The 17,147-nt window shown below is 57.5% G+C and carries 13 protein-coding genes; 12 read left to right on the forward strand and 1 reads right to left on the reverse strand.

Annotation, left to right across the window (positions count from 1 at the left end; all coding sequences use genetic code 11):
- The first annotated feature begins 7 nt into the window (after nt 1–7).
- Nucleotides 8–1,495 (forward strand): NAD-dependent succinate-semialdehyde dehydrogenase, encoded by a 1,488-nt coding sequence (locus AB8B31_RS34255; RefSeq protein WP_013984698.1) that lies wholly within the window; start codon nt 8–10, stop codon nt 1,493–1,495.
- 739 nt (nt 1,496–2,234) lie between these two features.
- On the opposite strand, the gene AB8B31_RS34260 is transcribed toward AB8B31_RS34255, so the two are convergent.
- Complete coding sequence (locus AB8B31_RS34260) at nt 2,235–3,341, reverse strand: NAD(P)-dependent alcohol dehydrogenase (protein ID WP_064843739.1); 1,107 nt, start codon at nt 3,339–3,341, stop codon at nt 2,235–2,237.
- A gap of 666 nt (nt 3,342–4,007) precedes the next feature.
- On the opposite strand from AB8B31_RS34260, the gene AB8B31_RS34265 reads away from it, so the two are divergent.
- The 11 genes from AB8B31_RS34265 (at nt 4,008) to AB8B31_RS34315 (ending at nt 16,863) form a co-directional block, all read left to right on the forward strand.
- Nucleotides 4,008–5,096, forward strand: a complete 1,089-nt coding sequence (locus tag AB8B31_RS34265) for a substrate-binding domain-containing protein (protein WP_013984701.1) — start codon at nt 4,008–4,010, stop codon at nt 5,094–5,096.
- Between the two features lie 56 nt (nt 5,097–5,152).
- On the forward strand, nt 5,153–6,679 hold the full coding sequence (locus AB8B31_RS34270; RefSeq protein ID WP_170961474.1) for a sugar ABC transporter ATP-binding protein: 1,527 nt from the start codon (nt 5,153–5,155) through the stop codon (nt 6,677–6,679).
- A 9-nt stretch (nt 6,680–6,688) separates the two neighbouring features.
- Nucleotides 6,689–7,630, forward strand: coding sequence for an ABC transporter permease (locus AB8B31_RS34275; RefSeq protein ID WP_013984703.1), 942 nt, complete (start codon nt 6,689–6,691; stop codon nt 7,628–7,630).
- Nucleotides 7,631–7,635: 5 nt separating this feature from the next.
- Nucleotides 7,636–8,634 (forward strand): ABC transporter permease, encoded by a 999-nt coding sequence (locus AB8B31_RS34280; protein WP_013984704.1) that lies wholly within the window; start codon nt 7,636–7,638, stop codon nt 8,632–8,634.
- A gap of 62 nt (nt 8,635–8,696) precedes the next feature.
- On the forward strand, nt 8,697–9,848 hold the full coding sequence (locus AB8B31_RS34285) for an NAD(P)-dependent alcohol dehydrogenase (RefSeq protein ID WP_064843743.1): 1,152 nt from the start codon (nt 8,697–8,699) through the stop codon (nt 9,846–9,848).
- Nucleotides 9,808–10,119 (forward strand): putative quinol monooxygenase, encoded by a 312-nt coding sequence (locus AB8B31_RS34290; protein ID WP_013984706.1) that lies wholly within the window; start codon nt 9,808–9,810, stop codon nt 10,117–10,119. Before AB8B31_RS34285 ends, AB8B31_RS34290 begins: the two co-directional genes overlap by 41 nt.
- Before the next feature lie 77 nt (nt 10,120–10,196).
- The gene (locus AB8B31_RS34295) at nt 10,197–11,459 is read left to right on the forward strand and encodes an NAD(P)/FAD-dependent oxidoreductase (RefSeq protein ID WP_040140070.1); all 1,263 of its coding nucleotides are present in this window, start codon (nt 10,197–10,199) and stop codon (nt 11,457–11,459) included.
- Nucleotides 11,460–11,554: 95 nt separating this feature from the next.
- The gene (locus AB8B31_RS34300; RefSeq protein WP_013984708.1) at nt 11,555–11,740 is read left to right on the forward strand and encodes a hypothetical protein; all 186 of its coding nucleotides are present in this window, start codon (nt 11,555–11,557) and stop codon (nt 11,738–11,740) included.
- A 376-nt stretch (nt 11,741–12,116) separates the two neighbouring features.
- Nucleotides 12,117–12,773, forward strand: coding sequence for an SDR family oxidoreductase (locus tag AB8B31_RS34305; protein WP_183621733.1), 657 nt, complete (start codon nt 12,117–12,119; stop codon nt 12,771–12,773).
- A 183-nt stretch (nt 12,774–12,956) separates the two neighbouring features.
- Nucleotides 12,957–15,473: a methyl-accepting chemotaxis protein gene (locus AB8B31_RS34310; RefSeq protein WP_096771276.1), complete on the forward strand. Its 2,517-nt coding sequence runs from the start codon at nt 12,957–12,959 to the stop codon at nt 15,471–15,473.
- A 220-nt stretch (nt 15,474–15,693) separates the two neighbouring features.
- On the forward strand, nt 15,694–16,863 hold the full coding sequence (locus AB8B31_RS34315) for an ABC transporter substrate-binding protein (protein ID WP_064843746.1): 1,170 nt from the start codon (nt 15,694–15,696) through the stop codon (nt 16,861–16,863).
- The last annotated feature ends 284 nt before the right edge of the window (nt 16,864–17,147 follow it).

Here is a 17,147-nt window from a genome sequence, read left to right on the forward strand (position 1 = left end):
AATACCAATGGCTATCTCCACCGCTCTACTGGATCGCCTGAAAGACCCCTCCCTGGTACGCGAGGAAATGCTGGTAGGAGGCGACTGGCGAAAAGAGGGCGCGAGCGGCAAGACGATCCAGGTCCACAATCCCTCGACCGGGGACGTGATTGCGAGCCTCCCGAGCGCAGGACTCCAGGACGTCCGCGAAGCCATCGACGTCGCCAAACTCGCCCAGAAAAAGTGGGCCGCACGATCGGGCAAGGAACGTGCCGGCGTCATGCGGAAGTTCTTCGACCTCGTCACGGCCAACACCGAGGACCTCGCGATCATCCTGACGTCCGAGATGGGCAAGCCTCTAGCCGAGGCACGCGGAGAGGTCGCCTACGGCGCTTCCTACATTGAATGGTTCGGGGAAGAAGCCAAGCGCGTTTACGGCGACACCATTCCGGGGCATCAGGCCGACAAGCGCCTGATAGTCATCAAACAGCCCGTCGGCGTGGTGGCGGCCATCGCGCCCTGGAACTTTCCTTCCGCCATGGTCTGCCGCAAGATCGCCCCGGCGCTGGCATCCGGCTGCGCCATCATCTTCAAGCCGGCCGCCGAAACCCCATTGTCGGCCCTTGCTCTTGCCATACTCGCTGAGCGCGCGGGAATACCCGGCGGCCTGTTCAGCGTCCTGCCGACAGACAACGCCCGGATGTTCGGTGAAGAAGTCTGCTCGAACCCCGTCGTCAAGAAGCTGACCTTCACAGGGTCTACCGAGGTCGGCCGCATCCTGATGGCGCAGGGCGCACAAAAGATCATGAAGCTCAGCCTCGAACTCGGCGGCAACGCTCCCTTCATCGTCTTCGACGATGCCGACCTCGACGAGGCCGTGGAAGGAGCGATGCTGTCCAAGTTCCGCAATGCCGGCCAGACCTGCGTTTGCGCCAACCGTCTCTACGTCCAGAGCGGGGTCTACGACCGCTTCATAGAGAAACTCGCGGCGCGGGTTTCCGCGCTCAAGGTCCTTGACGGGTTCGAGGATGGAGCCACCATCGGTCCGCTGATCAACGACGATGCGGTGGCGAAGCTCTATAGTCACATCGATGACGCGGTCGGTAAGGGTGCGAAGATCGTTGTGGGCGGCGCAAGGGACGAGCGTGGTGGCACCTTCGTCCAGCCGACGCTTCTCTCGGAAGCCACGAAGGAAATGAAGGTCGCACGAGAGGAGACCTTTGCGCCGCTCGCTCCTGTCTTCAGGTTCAAAACGACGGAAGAGGTCATTGAACTGGCCAACGACACAGAGTTCGGTCTCGCCGCCTACTTCTACGCCAACGACCTTCGAAACGTCTGGAAGGTTACGGAGGCCCTGGAGTACGGGATGGTCGGCGTCAACACGGGCCTGATCTCCACGGAGGTTGCACCGTTCGGCGGCGTCAAGCAGTCGGGGTTCGGCCGCGAGGGCTCGAAATACGGCATGGATGACTTCCTTTCCATGAAATACGTCTGCATGGGCGGCATACAGTCATAGTCCAACGGCTGGTGGTGGGTCTTAAGGCTCGCCACCAGCAAGGTTTGAGCTCGTCACGGAAGCCCGATGACACATTCTGCAGAAGGCGGGGAGAGTCTTGGTCAAGACCGCGCCGACAGCCTTCAAAACGAGGCGGCCGACCGCGAGCAGGACCCGGCCGATCACGCTGCCCAGGCGAACGTCGAGGGCAGAACGGCAATGGAACGTCGGAACGTGCGGAGAGAGGCAGGGGCGAGACTCGCCTTTGTCGTGGGTCTGTCTGCTTAAGGCTTCCGTTGGCCCAACGCCTGATGACCCATCTCGAAAGTTTCGTTGGTATTTTTCGACGGGACGGAGAAAGCGCGCCACTGGCCACTCGCTGGCAAGATCATCGCCGATTGTCTGGCATTTTGCTGGTGGCACGTCGACGCAAGGCGCACGTGTCGGGGGACGCTCGGCCTGCCGGCCCGAGTGCTCTTATGGCCCAAGGGCAGCATCAGTTGAATGACGTGCGGTCGTCAACTGCCGCAAGGCCTTGATGAGGGGGTCACGGATCGCCGAGAAATTGCGCCGTCGCAGACTAATATTTTGACCTGGAAGAGCCCACTACCGTTACCGCGACCTGGTCGCGTTGCAATGATGAAACGGGGTTGCGCCTCACACCTGCGTTCCAGAGTGTCCGGGCGAGACCGTGACGACCACGGCCCCGCCGGACGTTGCCTTGGGAGGCTGACTTCTGGACAATGTTCGTGACGAGAGCTTAGTGCTTCATGCGCAGGATTGGCTTGATGACCTTGCCGCTCTCGGAATCGGCCATTGCCTCGTTGATCTGGTTGAGATCGTAGAACTGGACGAGCTTGTCGAACGGGAACCGTCCCTGCTGCCAGTATTCGATGAGCTCGGGTATGAATTTGGAGGGAATGCTCTGGCCTTCGACCACACCGACGAGCGTACGGCCGAACAGAAAGTTGCCGATATCGACGATCCCTTCCGTTCCGAGCGCGGACGATCCGACCAGTCCACAGGTTCCTGGGGTGCCGAGGCAATCGACCGCCTGGCGAAACACCTTCGGCGAGCTCGTGCATTCGAGACTGAAGTCTGCGCCTTCGGGAATGATTTCCCTGATCGCCTTGACGCTATCCCTATTGCGGGCGTTTATGATGTGGGTTGCACCCAGTTCAATCGCCAGTTCGAGACGTTCATCGTTAAGGTCGATCACGATAATGGTCGAGCATCCGGCAATCTTCGCCGCCATGACGGCTGCCATGCCGACCGCACCCGCGCCGAACACTGCAATGGAAGATCCCGGTTGGGGCTTGAGGCAGTTGAGAACCGCTCCGGCGCCAGTTTGCAGCCCGCAGCCCAGCGGTCCCATGAGTTCGAGGGGAACATCTTTGGAAACCCTGACCGCATTGCGCTCGCTGGCGATGGCATAGGTGGCGAAAGAAGACTGCTCGAAGAAGCACCCGCTGATCTGGGTACCGTGTGAATCATGTAGCGGGCAACTGCCATCCGGCCGGGTGCCACGGAAATTTCTGCCGAAAAAGTCTTCACAATAATAAGGCGTGCCTCCCCGGCACTTCTCGCATTTCCCGCAATATGCGTAGCTTAGAGCCACGTGGTCGCCGGGCGAAAGCTCTTTTACATCGGCCCCGACCACTTCCACGACGCCGGAGCCTTCATGGCCGAGAACCACGGGCTGCGGTACGTCATATCCTTGGTCGCGAACAACCATGTCGGTGTGGCAGACACCGCTCGCCACGATCCGGACGAGGATTTCGTCGGGGCGAGGTTGATCGATACCGATGCACTCCAGAACAAGAGGCTTTGCCTTTTCGCGCGAAATTGCAGCGTATGCTTCTTTCATAAAATGACTCCATCAGTGCGCGCTCGGCCGGTAGGTGACACTTGTAGGCGTTCGCAGACAATCAGTCAATTATCTTCAGTGAACCAAAATGGTCGCTGAGGCCATCCCAGCCCGCTACACGGACATGTAAAGAGAAAAATCGATGTAATATCAATTGCTTCCTCAGGGTATTCGGCCGATCTAGATCTTGGTCCGAATTGTTGGCTGTCTTAAAACTGGAATTCGCTTGACAGATTGACTGATTCAGAAGTGGCATTCATCGAACGCGCCGGCTGACGGTGGTGCCCGTATTTCCTGCCTCGCGGCCTCGCTTTCCGGGTGATGGTAGCGATTATGGCTCCCAACTTCCTTTTTATGAACCTCGCCGGCGAGGCGCGGTCTCCTCTGGTTCCTGTTGGCGTGCTCGTGGGTGAGGTGACGGGCGGCTGCTTTGTCTTATTGCTATATCGAACCAAGCAGCAATAAAAGAATAAAAAAATCAGTATGATAACACAGAAGACACGTCAAAAAGCTGAAATTCAATATAGTTTATTGACAGATTGTCTGCTTATTCATAATGATGCGATCTGCCGTTTGTGGGGAGAATTCAGCGATGTCTGGAGGATAGCGGCGCTCCAGATCGCAGACAAAATGACCACGTTGGGTGGCAAGAGGAGGAGAATTTCGATGAAAAGACGTACATTCCTACAGACGGGCAGTGCCTTGATTGCAGCTGGCGCGTTCGGAATACCGGGCATCCTGCGGGCAGAGGATACGATCACCCTGCTGCCCGACACTTGGCCGTCCGAAGGGGAAAACCCCGTCGTCGACGCTGGTAAGTTTGCCAAGTCAGGTCCCTGGAAGATTGGTCACAGCCACTATGGCCTGGCCGGTTCGACGCACACCTATCAAACCGCATTCGAGGCCGAATACGAAATCAGCAGGAACAAGGCCCGTGTCGGCGACTATCAATTCCGAAGCGCCGACCTCAACGCCTCAAAACAGGTCGCCGACATCGAGGATCTGATCGCACAAAAGGTAGATGCAATCATCATTGCGCCGCTTACGACAGGCTCGGCCGTGGAAGGCATCAGGAAGGCGAAGGCTGCCGGCATTCCGACGGTCGTCTATCTCGGTCGCGTCGACACCGACGAATTCACGGTGCAGGTCCAAGGCGACGACTTCTACTTTGGCCGGGTGATGGCGCAGTTCCTGGTCGATAAGCTCGGCAACAAGGGAAAAGTGTGGGTGCTGCGTGGCGTCGCCGGACATCCGATCGATGCTGATCGTTACGCCGGGGCGATCGAGGTCTTCAGCAAGTCCGGTCTCCAAATCACCTCAACCCAGCACGGCAGCTGGTCCTACGAGGACTCAAAGAAGATAGCCGAAAGCCTCTATCTGTCTGATCCGGATGTCGCCGGGGTCTGGACTGACGGCGCGAACATGTCGCTCGGGGTCTTGGACGCGCTGCAGGAAGCCGGGGCTTCCACCATTCCACCGATCACGGGAGAAGCGCTCAACGGTTGGATGCGTCGTTGGAATGACGAAAAGCTCTCTTCGATTGGGCCCATTTGCCCTCCGGCTCTTTCGACGGCAGCCCTGCGTGCGGCCTTCGCGCTTCTCGAAGGCAAGCCGATCCAGCGCAACTGGACCAACCGGCCCAAGCCGATCGTCGACGACAATCTTGCACAGTTTTACCGCTCCGATCTCACGGACGCTTACTGGGCTCCGACAGAAATGCCGAATGAGAAGCTCCTCGAGTACTTCAAGGCCTGACGCATGGAGGGCGCGGACAAAGCGCGCCCTCTTCACCCTCGCAGATGGAAGTGTTCATGAGTATGCTTGTCGAGATGGTCGGCATAAACAAGTCCTTTGGTGCGGCCAAAGTCCTGTCGAATGTTCAATTTTCGCTTGAACGCGGCTCCGTCCACGCATTGATGGGCGAGAACGGGGCGGGAAAATCCACGCTGATGCGAATTCTGGCCGGCGTCTATCAACAGACCGCTGGACGCATCCGTCTGCGAGGAGAAGAGGTGACCTTCCGTTCCCCCAAGGAAGCGCGTCTCGCCGGGGTGTCGACAGTGTTTCAGGAGTTCACCCTCATCCCCAATCTCACGGTCGCCGAAAACATGTTTCTTGGACACGAACCGCGGCGTGCCGACGGGTCGATAGACACCGCCGAGGTCGTCGAGCGATCCCGCAAGCTGCTTGTCGACGTTTTCCCTCAACTGGACGCCACGGCGATTGTGGAAACGCTGACGGTTGCCCAGCAGCAGGCAGTGGAAATCGCCAAAGGTCTGACATCCAATGCCGATGTCTTCATTTTCGATGAACCGACCGCGGCACTAAACTCGACGGACGTCGCTCATCTCTTCAAGGTCATCCGCGATCTGAAGGCGCAAGGGAAGGCTGTCGTCTACATCTCGCATCGGATGAACGAGGTGTTCGAACTGTGCGACACCATCACCGTCATGAAGGATGGGGCTTGGGTAAAGACAGCCAGGGCAGAAGACTTCAATCTCCAAACGCTTGTGGCAAACATGGTTGGACGCGAGCTTCAGAATTTCTTTCCGCCGAGGGCGCAGACCATTGGGTCGCCGATGCTCGACGTGGCAGGGCTTCGTCTCAATGACCATGGCCCGCCAGTCGGTTTTTCCGTACGCACGGGCGAGATCATCGGACTGGCCGGGCTGGAAGGCCAGGGGCAGCGCGAAATCATGCGTGCGGTCGTCGGGGTCGAAACCGCCGCAGTTGTGACCGTCCGGCGTCGCCGCGACGATAGCATGATCGGTGTGAACGTATCCTCCGGCTTTTCGAGTGCGATCTCAGCCGGCATTGGTTTCATTCCTGAAGACCGCAAGCAGGAAGGCTTATTTCTTCGGCTTCCGATCTACGATAACATCGCACTTGGCAAGCAGTTGAACCGGAACATGGCGAGCGTTGCATGGCGTTCCATCTCCAGGGTTCACGATGTCATAAAGTCGCTCCGTGTTGCGGCTGCCGACCCAGCCTCGCCCGTCGGCAAACTTTCGGGCGGAAACCAGCAAAAGGTCCTTCTTGGCCGCTGGCTGCTTTCGGGGGTTGATATCCTTGTCATCGAGGAGCCGACACGTGGCGTCGATGTCGGCGCTAAAGCGGAAATCTATAAGCTCCTTCGCGATTTTGCCGATCGTGGCGGTGCAGTGATCGTCTCGTCACGCGAGCACCCCGAACTGATCGGGCTCTGTGACAACATCCTGGTCGTTCACGACAAAAAGATCGTCGGACAGATGCCCGCGCTTGATGCCACAGAGGAAACCATCCTGGGAACCGCACTCGGTTCGAACTCCGCGCACGATCCGCGCGCCGCTGTTCATTGAGGAGGATACATGAATACCGTCGCAAAGTTCCTGAAGGCACCCTATAGGGCGGGTGCGATCCGGCTGTCGATCGGGACGCTATTCGTGCTGGTGGTCGCCTCGGTTATCCTGCTTCCACAATTTCTGGCGCCGGAGAATCTGTCGAACCTGCTGGCCCAATCCACTGTTCTTGTTATTTCTGCGCTAGGCCAGACCTTTGTGATCCTGACGGGCGGCCTAGACGTTTCCGTTGGTTCGATCATCAGCGTGACGACTACGATCATGACACTCGACATGCCCGAGGTTGTCCGTGTCATGCTTTGCATTGCGGTTGCGATCGCATTCGGATTGTCGAATGGCTACGGCGTAGCCAGGCTCAACGTCCATCCGATCATCATGACCCTGGCAACCATGGGTATCGGCCAGGGATTGGCGCTTATCATTCTTCCTATCCCCGGCGGGAAGGTGCCCGAATGGCTTTCGGCGTCAGTCGCGGGTTCCGTTGGGCCCGTGCCAAACTCGCTGCTCTGGCTGATCGTCGCCACGTTCGTTGCTGCCTGGTTGCTTTATCGCAGACCGTTTGGCCTTTACCTGTTCGCTTCGGGTGGTAACGACTTCAATGCCCGCATGAATGGCGTCCCGGTCGAGCGCACAGTCATCAAGGCCTACATCCTGTCGGCGCTATTTGCTTGCGCTGCCGGGATGTTCCTCGCAGGTCGCCTTGCCTCGGGCGATCCCAAGGGGGGCGCCACATTCGGAATTGAATCCGTTACCGCAGCAGCGCTCGGGGGTGTTCACCTGGCTGGCGGTATCGGCAGCATCCTCGGCACTGTAGCCGGCGCGGCTATCCTCGGCATCGTCAACAACGTGATGAACCTCGCTAACGTCTCGGCATTCCTCCAGTCGGTCGTGAAGGGCCTTCTGCTGCTAGCACTCGTCGTCTCACAGCGTCGCAAAACGATCGGACTTTGAAAGAGATGGACCTCTCGATGACCACAACGGATGCGAAAATTGAGACGCCATCGCGCACTCTCACCGCCAGGCGCATACTTTCCTGGGTGCTCGGTTTGCCCCCGGCATATTACGTGCTCGCAATCCTGATCGCTGTGGCCCCCGCTGTAAGCGCGACGCTGATCAATCCAAACTATTGGTTCGTGATCCTGAAACAGTCAGCGCCGCTTGGGATCGCGGTGCTGGCGCAATCTCTTGTCATGCGGGTGCGTTCTATTGATCTCTCGGTCAGTGGCGTGTTTGCTTTTTCGATCTATCTCGCCAGCTCCGGGCTCCTCAACAGTTACCCGCCCTTCGTCACGGTCCTGATGCCGATCGTCATCGGCCTTGCCGTCGGTCTGATCAACGGCGCCCTCGTGGCCTATGTCCGCGCCTCCGCGGTCATCGCGACGCTGAGCGTATCGGCGATCCTCATCGGGATCATCCAATTCATGAGTTCGGGCCGTGCACCGGGTTCGACACCAAGCTGGCTTCGCGTCCTGACGAGCGGGAACATCTACGGCCTGTCTTACTCCGTGATCGTCTGGATCGGGATTTCCGTTCTCGTCGCATTAGCGTTCCGCTTCTTGATCCTCGGGCGCTACTTCCGCGCTGTCGGCGACAATCCGAGGGCGGCGGAGATAACAGGCATACCTCTGGCCCGCACGATTTTTGTCTCCCATACACTTGCGGGCACGCTGACAGGCATCGCCGCCCTGGTTCAGGTGTCGGCTCTGGCCGTTGGCACGATCAAGCCCGGCTTCGACACCTTCATGAACGCTCTCGCCGCGACGATCCTCGGTGGGGTGACGTTCGGCGTCGACCGCGGTGGCGTCGCGGGGCCTTTCGTGGCGGTCGTCGCCTTCAGTTTCCTCTTCGCGATGTTGACGGTGTTCGGCATCCAGGAGCCCGGCAAGCTGATCGTCCAGGGCGGGATCATCGCGCTTGCTGCGATCATTTACGGAGCACGCGTCGGTCGCGTCTAGCCGCAAGGATCTGCCAAACAGGTCATTCCCGGTGTCAACGCGGGAGAATGCAGGAGATAAGAATGGTGAAGATAACGGCGGCCGTGGCCGCAAAACCGAAAGCTCCGCTTGAGTTTCGTGAACTTGAGCTGGCGGATCCAGAAGGCAATGAAATTCTCGTGCGGACGGTCGCCACGGGGATCTGCCATACCGACCTGTTGCTCCGTGATGGGATATTTGGGCCTCCCGCCCCGGTCATACCAGGACATGAAGGTGTTGGTATCGTCGAGGCCATCGGGGCGGACGTCCAAGGTTTAAGGGTGGGCGACCACGTTGCGCTCAGCCAGAGTTCATGTGGCTTCTGCGGCGATTGCCGGCGCTCTCACCCGATGAACTGCCAGAACTACACCCAGTACAATCTGACGGGGCTTCGTCCGAACGGCAAGAAGGCCTTGCTGTGTGATGAAGTCGGCATCGGCAGCAACTTTGTCGGCCAGTCATCCTTCGCGACCCATGTCCTGGCGACTGAAAACAACGCCGCGCAGCTTCCCAAGGATTTCGACCTGACGAATGCGGCCCCGCTCGGTTGCGGCATGGCAACGGGAGCAGGTACCGTCATCAACGCCATGAAGCCGGAGATCGGTCAAACCATTGCCGTGTTCGGCGCGGGAGCGGTCGGCATGGCTGCGGTGATGGCCGCCAAGGTCCGGCGGTGCAGCAAGATCATCATCATCGACCTGAACGAGCAGCGTTTGGCCATGGCTGAGACGTTGGGCGCGACCCACGCTATCAACGGCAGGGACCCAGACGTCGTGGAGCAGATCCACGCCTTGACGGGCGGCGGTGCCGATTTTGCGATCGACGCCGTGGGTATCGTTCCCGTCATCCTGAACACGATCAAATGCACGCGGGCAGGGGGTCATGTCGTCCTCCTCGGGCTCGACGCGCTCGGCAAGGATATTCCAATCCCGCTGGACCTCATGGTCTTCAACCGGAAAATTCAGGGTGCCATCCTCGGGGATCAGATCCCGCAGCTCTTCATCCCCCAACTGGTCGAACTAAACCAGGCCGGCCTGTTTCCGTTCCAGAAGCTGATCACAAAGTACCCGTTCGAGAAAATCAACGAGGCCATCGCCGATGCCGAAGCTGGCCGCGTGATCAAGCCCGTCATCGTCTTCAATAGGAGCTTCCCACATGCCATCGAGCAAGTCCGACGAACAGCATCTCATCGTTGAGTTTAAAACATCGACGCGTAACCGGGACCGTGTCAACACACTGCTCCAGGAGTTTGTCGGCCCTGCCCGCGAGGAAGAGGGCTGCCTTTACTACAATCTCTACCAGCGCTCCGACGAGCCGAATACGTTCTTCATTCTCGATGGTTGGGCAAACGAGGAGGCAGCCGCGCGTCACGGAGAATCTGCGAACGTCAAGCGTGTTCTCGAACCGCTGCTTCCGTTGCTGGTAAGCCCCCCTTCCATCATTGTGAGCAGTCGCATCAGCGACTGAGCTTGCGATCGTGCAACACCGAAGGACGCGCTTCGATCCGAGGCGGGTTTTTTTCCAAAGGCTCGCGGGAGGACGAAATGGAGCATCGAGTTGTCATCGTGGGAGGCGGTTTCGCCGGCCTCCAATTGGCCAAGGATCTCAAATGTCCAAACCTTTCGATCACGATCGTCGACAGACGCAATCATCACCTGTTCCAGCCGCTGCTCTATCAGGTCGCAACGACCGTCCTGGCAACCTCCGAGATTGCCTGGCCCATTCGCGCGGTCTTCCGTGGAAGGAAAGATGTCACAACGCTTCTTGGCGAGGTCGTGGGCGTCGATGTCGAGAAGCGGCTTGTCTCGCTCAAGGGCGGTCATGCCATTCCCTACGATACCCTTGTTCTCGCAACAGGGGCCCGTCACGCGTATTTCGGCCGGGATGAATGGGAGCCTTTCGCGCCCGGACTGAAGGCGTTGGAAGACGCCACCACCATCCGCCGTCGTCTTCTCCTGGCGTTCGAAAAGGCGGAGCTGGAAACCGATCCCCAAGCGCGGGCCGCAATGCTGACCTTCTCGATAATCGGCGCCGGACCGACAGGCGTCGAGATGGCCGGGATCATCGCCGAACTGGCTCAAAGGACGCTTGTCGAGGAATTCAGAAACATCGATACGACTTTGGCGCGTATTCTTCTTGTAGAGGCAGGACCGCGTGTTCTGCCTGTTTTCCACGAGGCGTTATCGCAATACGCCGAGCGATCCCTTGCGTCGATGGGCGTCGAGGTTCGCACGGGACGGCCGGTAACCGACTGCACCGAGGAAGGTATATCGATCGGGGACGAGTTCGTCCCGAGCCGTACGGTCATATGGGCGGCGGGCGTGCAGGCATCCAAGGCCGCCGTATGGGTCGGGGCGGAGACAGATCGAGCAGGGCGGGCTATCGTGCAGCCCGACCTCACGATCTCAGAACACCCGGAGATCTTCGTTGTCGGCGATACCGCGAGCGTTAAGACCGGCGAGGGAATGCCGGTTCCTGGTATCGCTCCTGCCGCAAAGCAGCAGGGAAAATACGTCGCCCAGGTGATCAAGGCCCGCCTTAAGCAGCGCTCAGCGCCGCTTCCCTTCAAGTACAGGCATCTTGGTAATCTTGCCACCATAGGGCCAAGCTCCGCGGTGATCGATTTCGGCAGGCTTCGGCTCAAGGGCTCCATCGCCTGGTGGATCTGGGGCTTTGCCCACATCTACTTTTTGATCGGAACACGGAGCCGCATGGCGGTCGCGCTGAGCTGGCTTTGGGCATTTACCTCCGGACACCACTCTGCCCGCCTTATTACCCAGAAGGAGACGCTGAAGGACGAGGTCTAGCAGGGATTTATCAGTGACGTGGCGGAAGCACGCCACGCTTTCGTGGGCATTGCGCGGAACGACCTTGTCACCTGCAGCTATTGAAGGAACGAAACATGAGCGAGTTTTTGAAAGACAGCATTATCATTCCACCGACCTCGACCGTGGAACGCGAGAATGGCGAGTGCCTATCTGAAGGCCAGTCTGCAATAGACGTTGACGCGCTCGACGATGCTGCGCGTGCAAGCGTTGAGGGCCAAACGAATGCCATACGCGTCAGAGAGCCGCGTGTGAAAGCGTAGGACTTTCCGGAAAGATGCCGTTCCCCAGAGACATCCATGGGCTGTTCCATGGAAGGTCCAACTGTGGCACGGCGAGACCAAACCGGCGCGCGCCAAAGACCTCGTGAAACCGGATCGATGGATTGTCCGTCGATCATCTTCCATGTCCTCTTGGCTTGGGGTCGGAGAGGCGGGAGACAACGTAATTTGGAGATAAGTGTGTGGTGGTCTCCCTGTTGAGATACGAACGAGTTGCTAGATCTCACGGTTTCACACATGGACCGTTTTCCGCGTGAAACCAGGATCTAAGACTCACAACGCTTGCCGGACACCGCCGACGGAAGGGTTTATCGAAGGAGGACAAACCGATGCCGGCTCTCATGCAGGCAAAGTATGCGTGTTGGTGGGCGCGTCAAACCCGGTCGGTTTCTGTCTTGCGCAGTCTTTCCTCGAAACTGGCTACCGTGTCGCCGTAGGTGACCTCGACCCTTCAGACTTCAGTTCTTTAACCGCAGTCTCGGGGACGAATTTGTTTCCGGTTAAGGTCAATTTGAATAGGGACGTGTATGTCAATTCAATGGTCGATCAGGTCTACCTACGCTGGAGCCGGGTCGATATTCTGGTGAACATAGCCTTCCGTCGCCGTGAATGCGCCGAACCGCTTTCCGCTACGGATCTTGGGCTTGATGCCGTCTCCAACCTGATAAGGGTGACAAGTGCTTTCGGCTCCCGCCTCCAGGGAGAGGAACTCGCTGTTGTGAATATCGCCTGGTTCGACGAGAAGTCGCTGCTAGAGGCCGACCGCGAAGCTGTGCTCCAAGCGGCCTTACGAACTACGACGAGTGCGATGGCGAAGAAGTATTTCGACTCGGGGCTTCGTATAAACGCTGTTCATACCAGAAATGCGCGTTCTACATCTTACGTTCAAAGTGAGACGCTTAGGACACTTGTTCAAGCTGTCCAATTCCTCGCAAATCCAGAACTGTCTGGAAAGCTCACGGGGAACGTCCTGCACATCGACCTGAAACCTGACGATAGTCCTTTCCGACGATAATTCGAGAAGACATTAACCTGTCGTTAAGGTTGATAGTTTGAGCGTCAATTCGACGTGGAAATCCTAACAAGATGTAAAGCACTTTGCATTTCCGCAGTCGAACTTTCTTCCTCTTCGTTTAGGTCGAATAACTAAAACTCCAGAAATGGGTGGCAGTGCCCGCTTTAGTCATCTGGAGGTTTTATGTTCGTCGATCGCTTGCTATCCGCTTTCAGCATCAGAGCGAAAGTCTTATTAGTACTGGTGCCGCTGGTCATGATCCTGGCGGCCGTCGGTGTCGTGAGCCTACAGGCGACCGGATTGCTGCAATCTCGCCTTCGGCTATCGAGCGAAGTTCTCGAGACTTTGAGCGGATTTCGGGACGTCTCTGAGAGCATGAACCGGTTTTTGGCGCAGAGTTCTACGGAGAACCGTGATGAGGCCCTGGCAAGTCTAAGGGGGCAGGGCGCCACGATGCTGTCGCTTCAGGAAGTCGCCACTGACGTTGGTAGTGACACTCGTGCTCTTGAAAGCAGTGAGTCCGCAATGTCCGCGATTTCTGACAGCATGGACCGCATGTGGTCCCTGCACAACGATGAGCTGTCCATTCGTCGTGACGTTGCCGCAAGCTTGACCGAGATCAAGCAGGTCGCGGCCGACCTGAAGCTGGCCGCGGTTAAAGTCCGTGCGCAGGTCCGCAACCAGGAAAACTCTGGCAAAACGATGCTCAGAGAGGCTACCCGCTCAATCGACACGGCGGCAATTATGCAGCGGTTGTCGGAAAATTTGGTGAATCTGCCGGCCAGCGCGATGCAAACCCCCGAGGCACAGCAACAGGCGCTCATGATCAAAAAGGCGATGAAAACCGTCAAGCGCGTCGTTGCAACGGGCGATGGTGGACAAGCAGTCGCAAACTTGGAACAGGCAATCTCCAGCGTCGTCGCCAATTCCGGGCTGGATAGCGCTTTCCTTCACAGCCTAGGGATCGACCTTAGTGCGTTTGCCCCGCGACTGCGAGATGACGCCATACAGCATATGATCGAGGGAACCCAAGCAGTTCGAGCCTTGGATAAGCCATTGGCGGAATCGGAGACGCTCATTGCGGCAGTGGCATCGGTAGGCCAGGATGCCGATTCGATAGAAATTGAGATAAACAACCTGTTGCGGGCGGCCAGCACTGAAAACCAGGAGCGACTCATTGAGCAGCTTACGAAACTGACTCGTGACACCGTAGCGGTTGGAGGCGTAGCCGGTTCATTGCCAGACTTCCCCAAAATGGAGGAGGTCCTCTACTTACAGGGGGATGCCATCGAACAGAATACCGAGAAGTTGGTCAAGATCGCGGAAGGGCGGCAGGCGCAATACGCAGAGGCGGATAAAACCGTCCAGTCGATATGGAAAAATCTCGTGTCGTTCGCGTCGACTCAGGAACATGACGCTCACCGGGAAAGTGATTTCGCCCGACTATTGTCCGCAGCTGCTACCGTCTCCGGTGTTTTGGTCGCCCTCTTGGCCGGAGCCGGCCTGATGGTGACATTGCGCGCTCCAATCGAACGGATCGCAAGGCGCATGCAGGGGCTAGCGACCGGTGATCTTCAATCAGACATCGTTGGCTGCCAGCGGAAAGACGAAATTGGCGATATGGCTCGCGCGCTTGAAGTTTTTCGCGGAAATGCGGTCTCGAAGCTCGAGGTTGAAGCCCGCGCGCAAGACGACCGTAAAACGGCTGATCAGGAGCGAACGGATCGTGAGTTTGAACGTGCTCAGCTTGAGAAAGAAGTGTCCAGCGCTGTACAAACACTCGGGGAGGCACTCTCTAGATTGGCGCGAGGAGACATCTCGCAGACCATCGACCGCCACTTCCATCCCAATCTCGAGCAACTGCGGCGTGACTTCAACCACTCACTGTGCGTCCTCAGGGAAACCGTGTCCCATATCGACGAAAACACCCAACAAATCAAATGGGGAACCGACGAACTTTTCAAAGCCTCTGATGATTTGTCACGACGGACTGAACGACAAGCTGCTTCTCTCGAAGAAACCGCAGCAGCCGTTGAGCAGGTGACTGCGACGGTGAGGAACTCTTCGGAGAATGCCTGCGAGACACAAGCGTTTGTTTCTGCAGTCAAGGAACATGCAGAGGGCGCGGCCATCATTGTAACTGATGCTATAAGCGCCATGGCACGAATTCAGGATGCATCTTACAAGATCGGTCAGATCATAGGATTGATCGATACCATTGCATTCCAGACGAACTTGCTTGCGCTGAATGCCGGCGTTGAAGCAGCTCGTGCCGGCGATGCTGGAAAAGGCTTCGCGGTAGTCGCACAAGAAGTGCGCGAGCTCGCCCAAAGATCGTCAGCCGCAGCGCTCGAGATCCGGCAGTTGATTTCAGAATCTTCGTCAGAGGTGGCCGTCGGTTCGGATTACGTCGGCAAGACCGGGGAGGCTCTGCACAGTATAGCGGCATCCATCGTGCAGATTTCTGATCGCATTGACCAGATTGTGAGTTCCAGCCGCGAACAAGCGACTTCGCTGGCCGAGATCAATAACAACGTCAATGTTCTTGATCAGGGGACGCAACAGAATGCAGCCATGGCTGAGCAGACAAACGCTGCAACGAAGACGCTTTCTGATCAGACTGTCGAACTCAGCGAACGGCTTGCTGGGTTCAAGTTGACAGATGACAGGCCAGCTCATCGGGTAAGTCTCGCTGCATAAGGCAGGCGTAGTGAGATTCGAAGCATGCCGATGGCGGGCCATGCCGCCATTCGATCGAATGAAAGTCACATACCCCAGCGCACGATTTCGCTTCGATGCGCCGGTCTCTCTCCTGGTAGCTCTTTGTCGCTCTCCGTCGCGCAGGATTCAGCACGGCCCGGGCCAACCTTAAGACAACGAAACTATCATCCAGTGCTCAGACTTTGAAAGGTGCCTATCCGTGTGCGTACGTGAGTTGATAATTGGATTTTTTCTCGCTGCAACCCTGGCCATCCCGCTGACGGCGAAGGCTGGCGGGCTCAGTGAACTGCCGCGGGAAGAGCGGAAGACCTACGAGTTATTGGACCCGCGGTTGCCCACGGGAGAGTCTGTGTTTCGGAATTTCAGAGCAAAGCGAGCGCCACCGTGGAAAATTGGTTACGCCTCGAGCTACGCTGATAACACATGGCGTGCGAACGTCCTTGATGAATTTACAAACAAGCTTCTGCCGACTTTCAAGAAGGCTGGGCTGGTATCCGAGCTCGTCGTTACGCAGTCCAATCTCGATGATAGCGCCCAGATCAGCCAAATGCGGCAGATGGTAGATGATGGTGTCGACGCCATAATCATATGCTGCTCCAACCTTACAGCGCTCAACCCGACAATAGAGTACGCCCATTCGAAGGGCGTGCCTGTTATCTCATACTCCGGTTATGTGACGTCGCCGTTCGCAATCAATGCGACAGAGAATAACATGCAGGGCGGTTTTGAGGCGTCAAAGTGGTTGGCGGAAGAGATCGAAGGTAGCGGCAATGTGCTGCTTGTGTCCGGAATCACTGGCTTCGCCTCCTCAGACAGCTTTCAGGCCGGCGCCACAAAAGCCTTGGAGTACTATCCCGAGATCAACGTCGTGGGACAAGTTGACGGGAAATGGACAGACAGCGTCGCACAATCCGAAGTTCAGAAGTTCCTTGCCGCCAACCCTGGCCGAATTGATGGTATTATTGTTCAGTCGGGAGCCGAGTCTGGTGTGATCGACGCCGTCCGCCAGTCCGGGCGCGAGATTGTGCCGGTCGTGCTTGGCGGAGAGGCTTCGGCATCATGCTACTGGCGTAAGAATCCTGAATTTGTAAGCAGGAGCTTCCACTTCTGGCCGCCGCGCTCCGAGGCTCGTTTCGTATGGGACGTGATGATGCGCACTCTGGAGGGTCAAGGTCCGAAGATACAGTCTATTCTGCGACCGGCGATTCCTTACACGATTGATGATGTAAAATCGGATCTGCCAGCTGATTGCGACCCTAATAGTGAAGACTGGCTCGAACCGAAGGATGCAGCTTGGTGGACTGCTGACGCTGCCGCTAAATTTTTCGACAATCCAGCAGATCCGCTTTCCTGGAGACCCACCAACTGATCTTGCGTGCTGTGTAGGCAGTGAAACGCTACCCCGGCCGGCCTCGGGCGGGGTTGATGACATGGGAGATGCCGCTGGTCGCGTCAGCAGGAATTCTAGAAACGATCCGGTTCCGAAGGAACGACGATGTGCCCGGCCTGGGCACTCTCGCCCCGGATGCTGGGGATATTCTACTGGCTATTACTGATCCTGTTCCATAATAACCCTTATCTGCTTTTTTCTAACCTGTTGAAACTAAGGGTGAAATAACCATTTATTTGCGCTCTGAACTGATGGTCCCGGCG

The organism is Rhizobium sp. 62_C5_N11_2, assembly GCF_051811185.1.
Lineage (GTDB): Bacteria > Pseudomonadota > Alphaproteobacteria > Rhizobiales > Rhizobiaceae > Rhizobium > Rhizobium leguminosarum.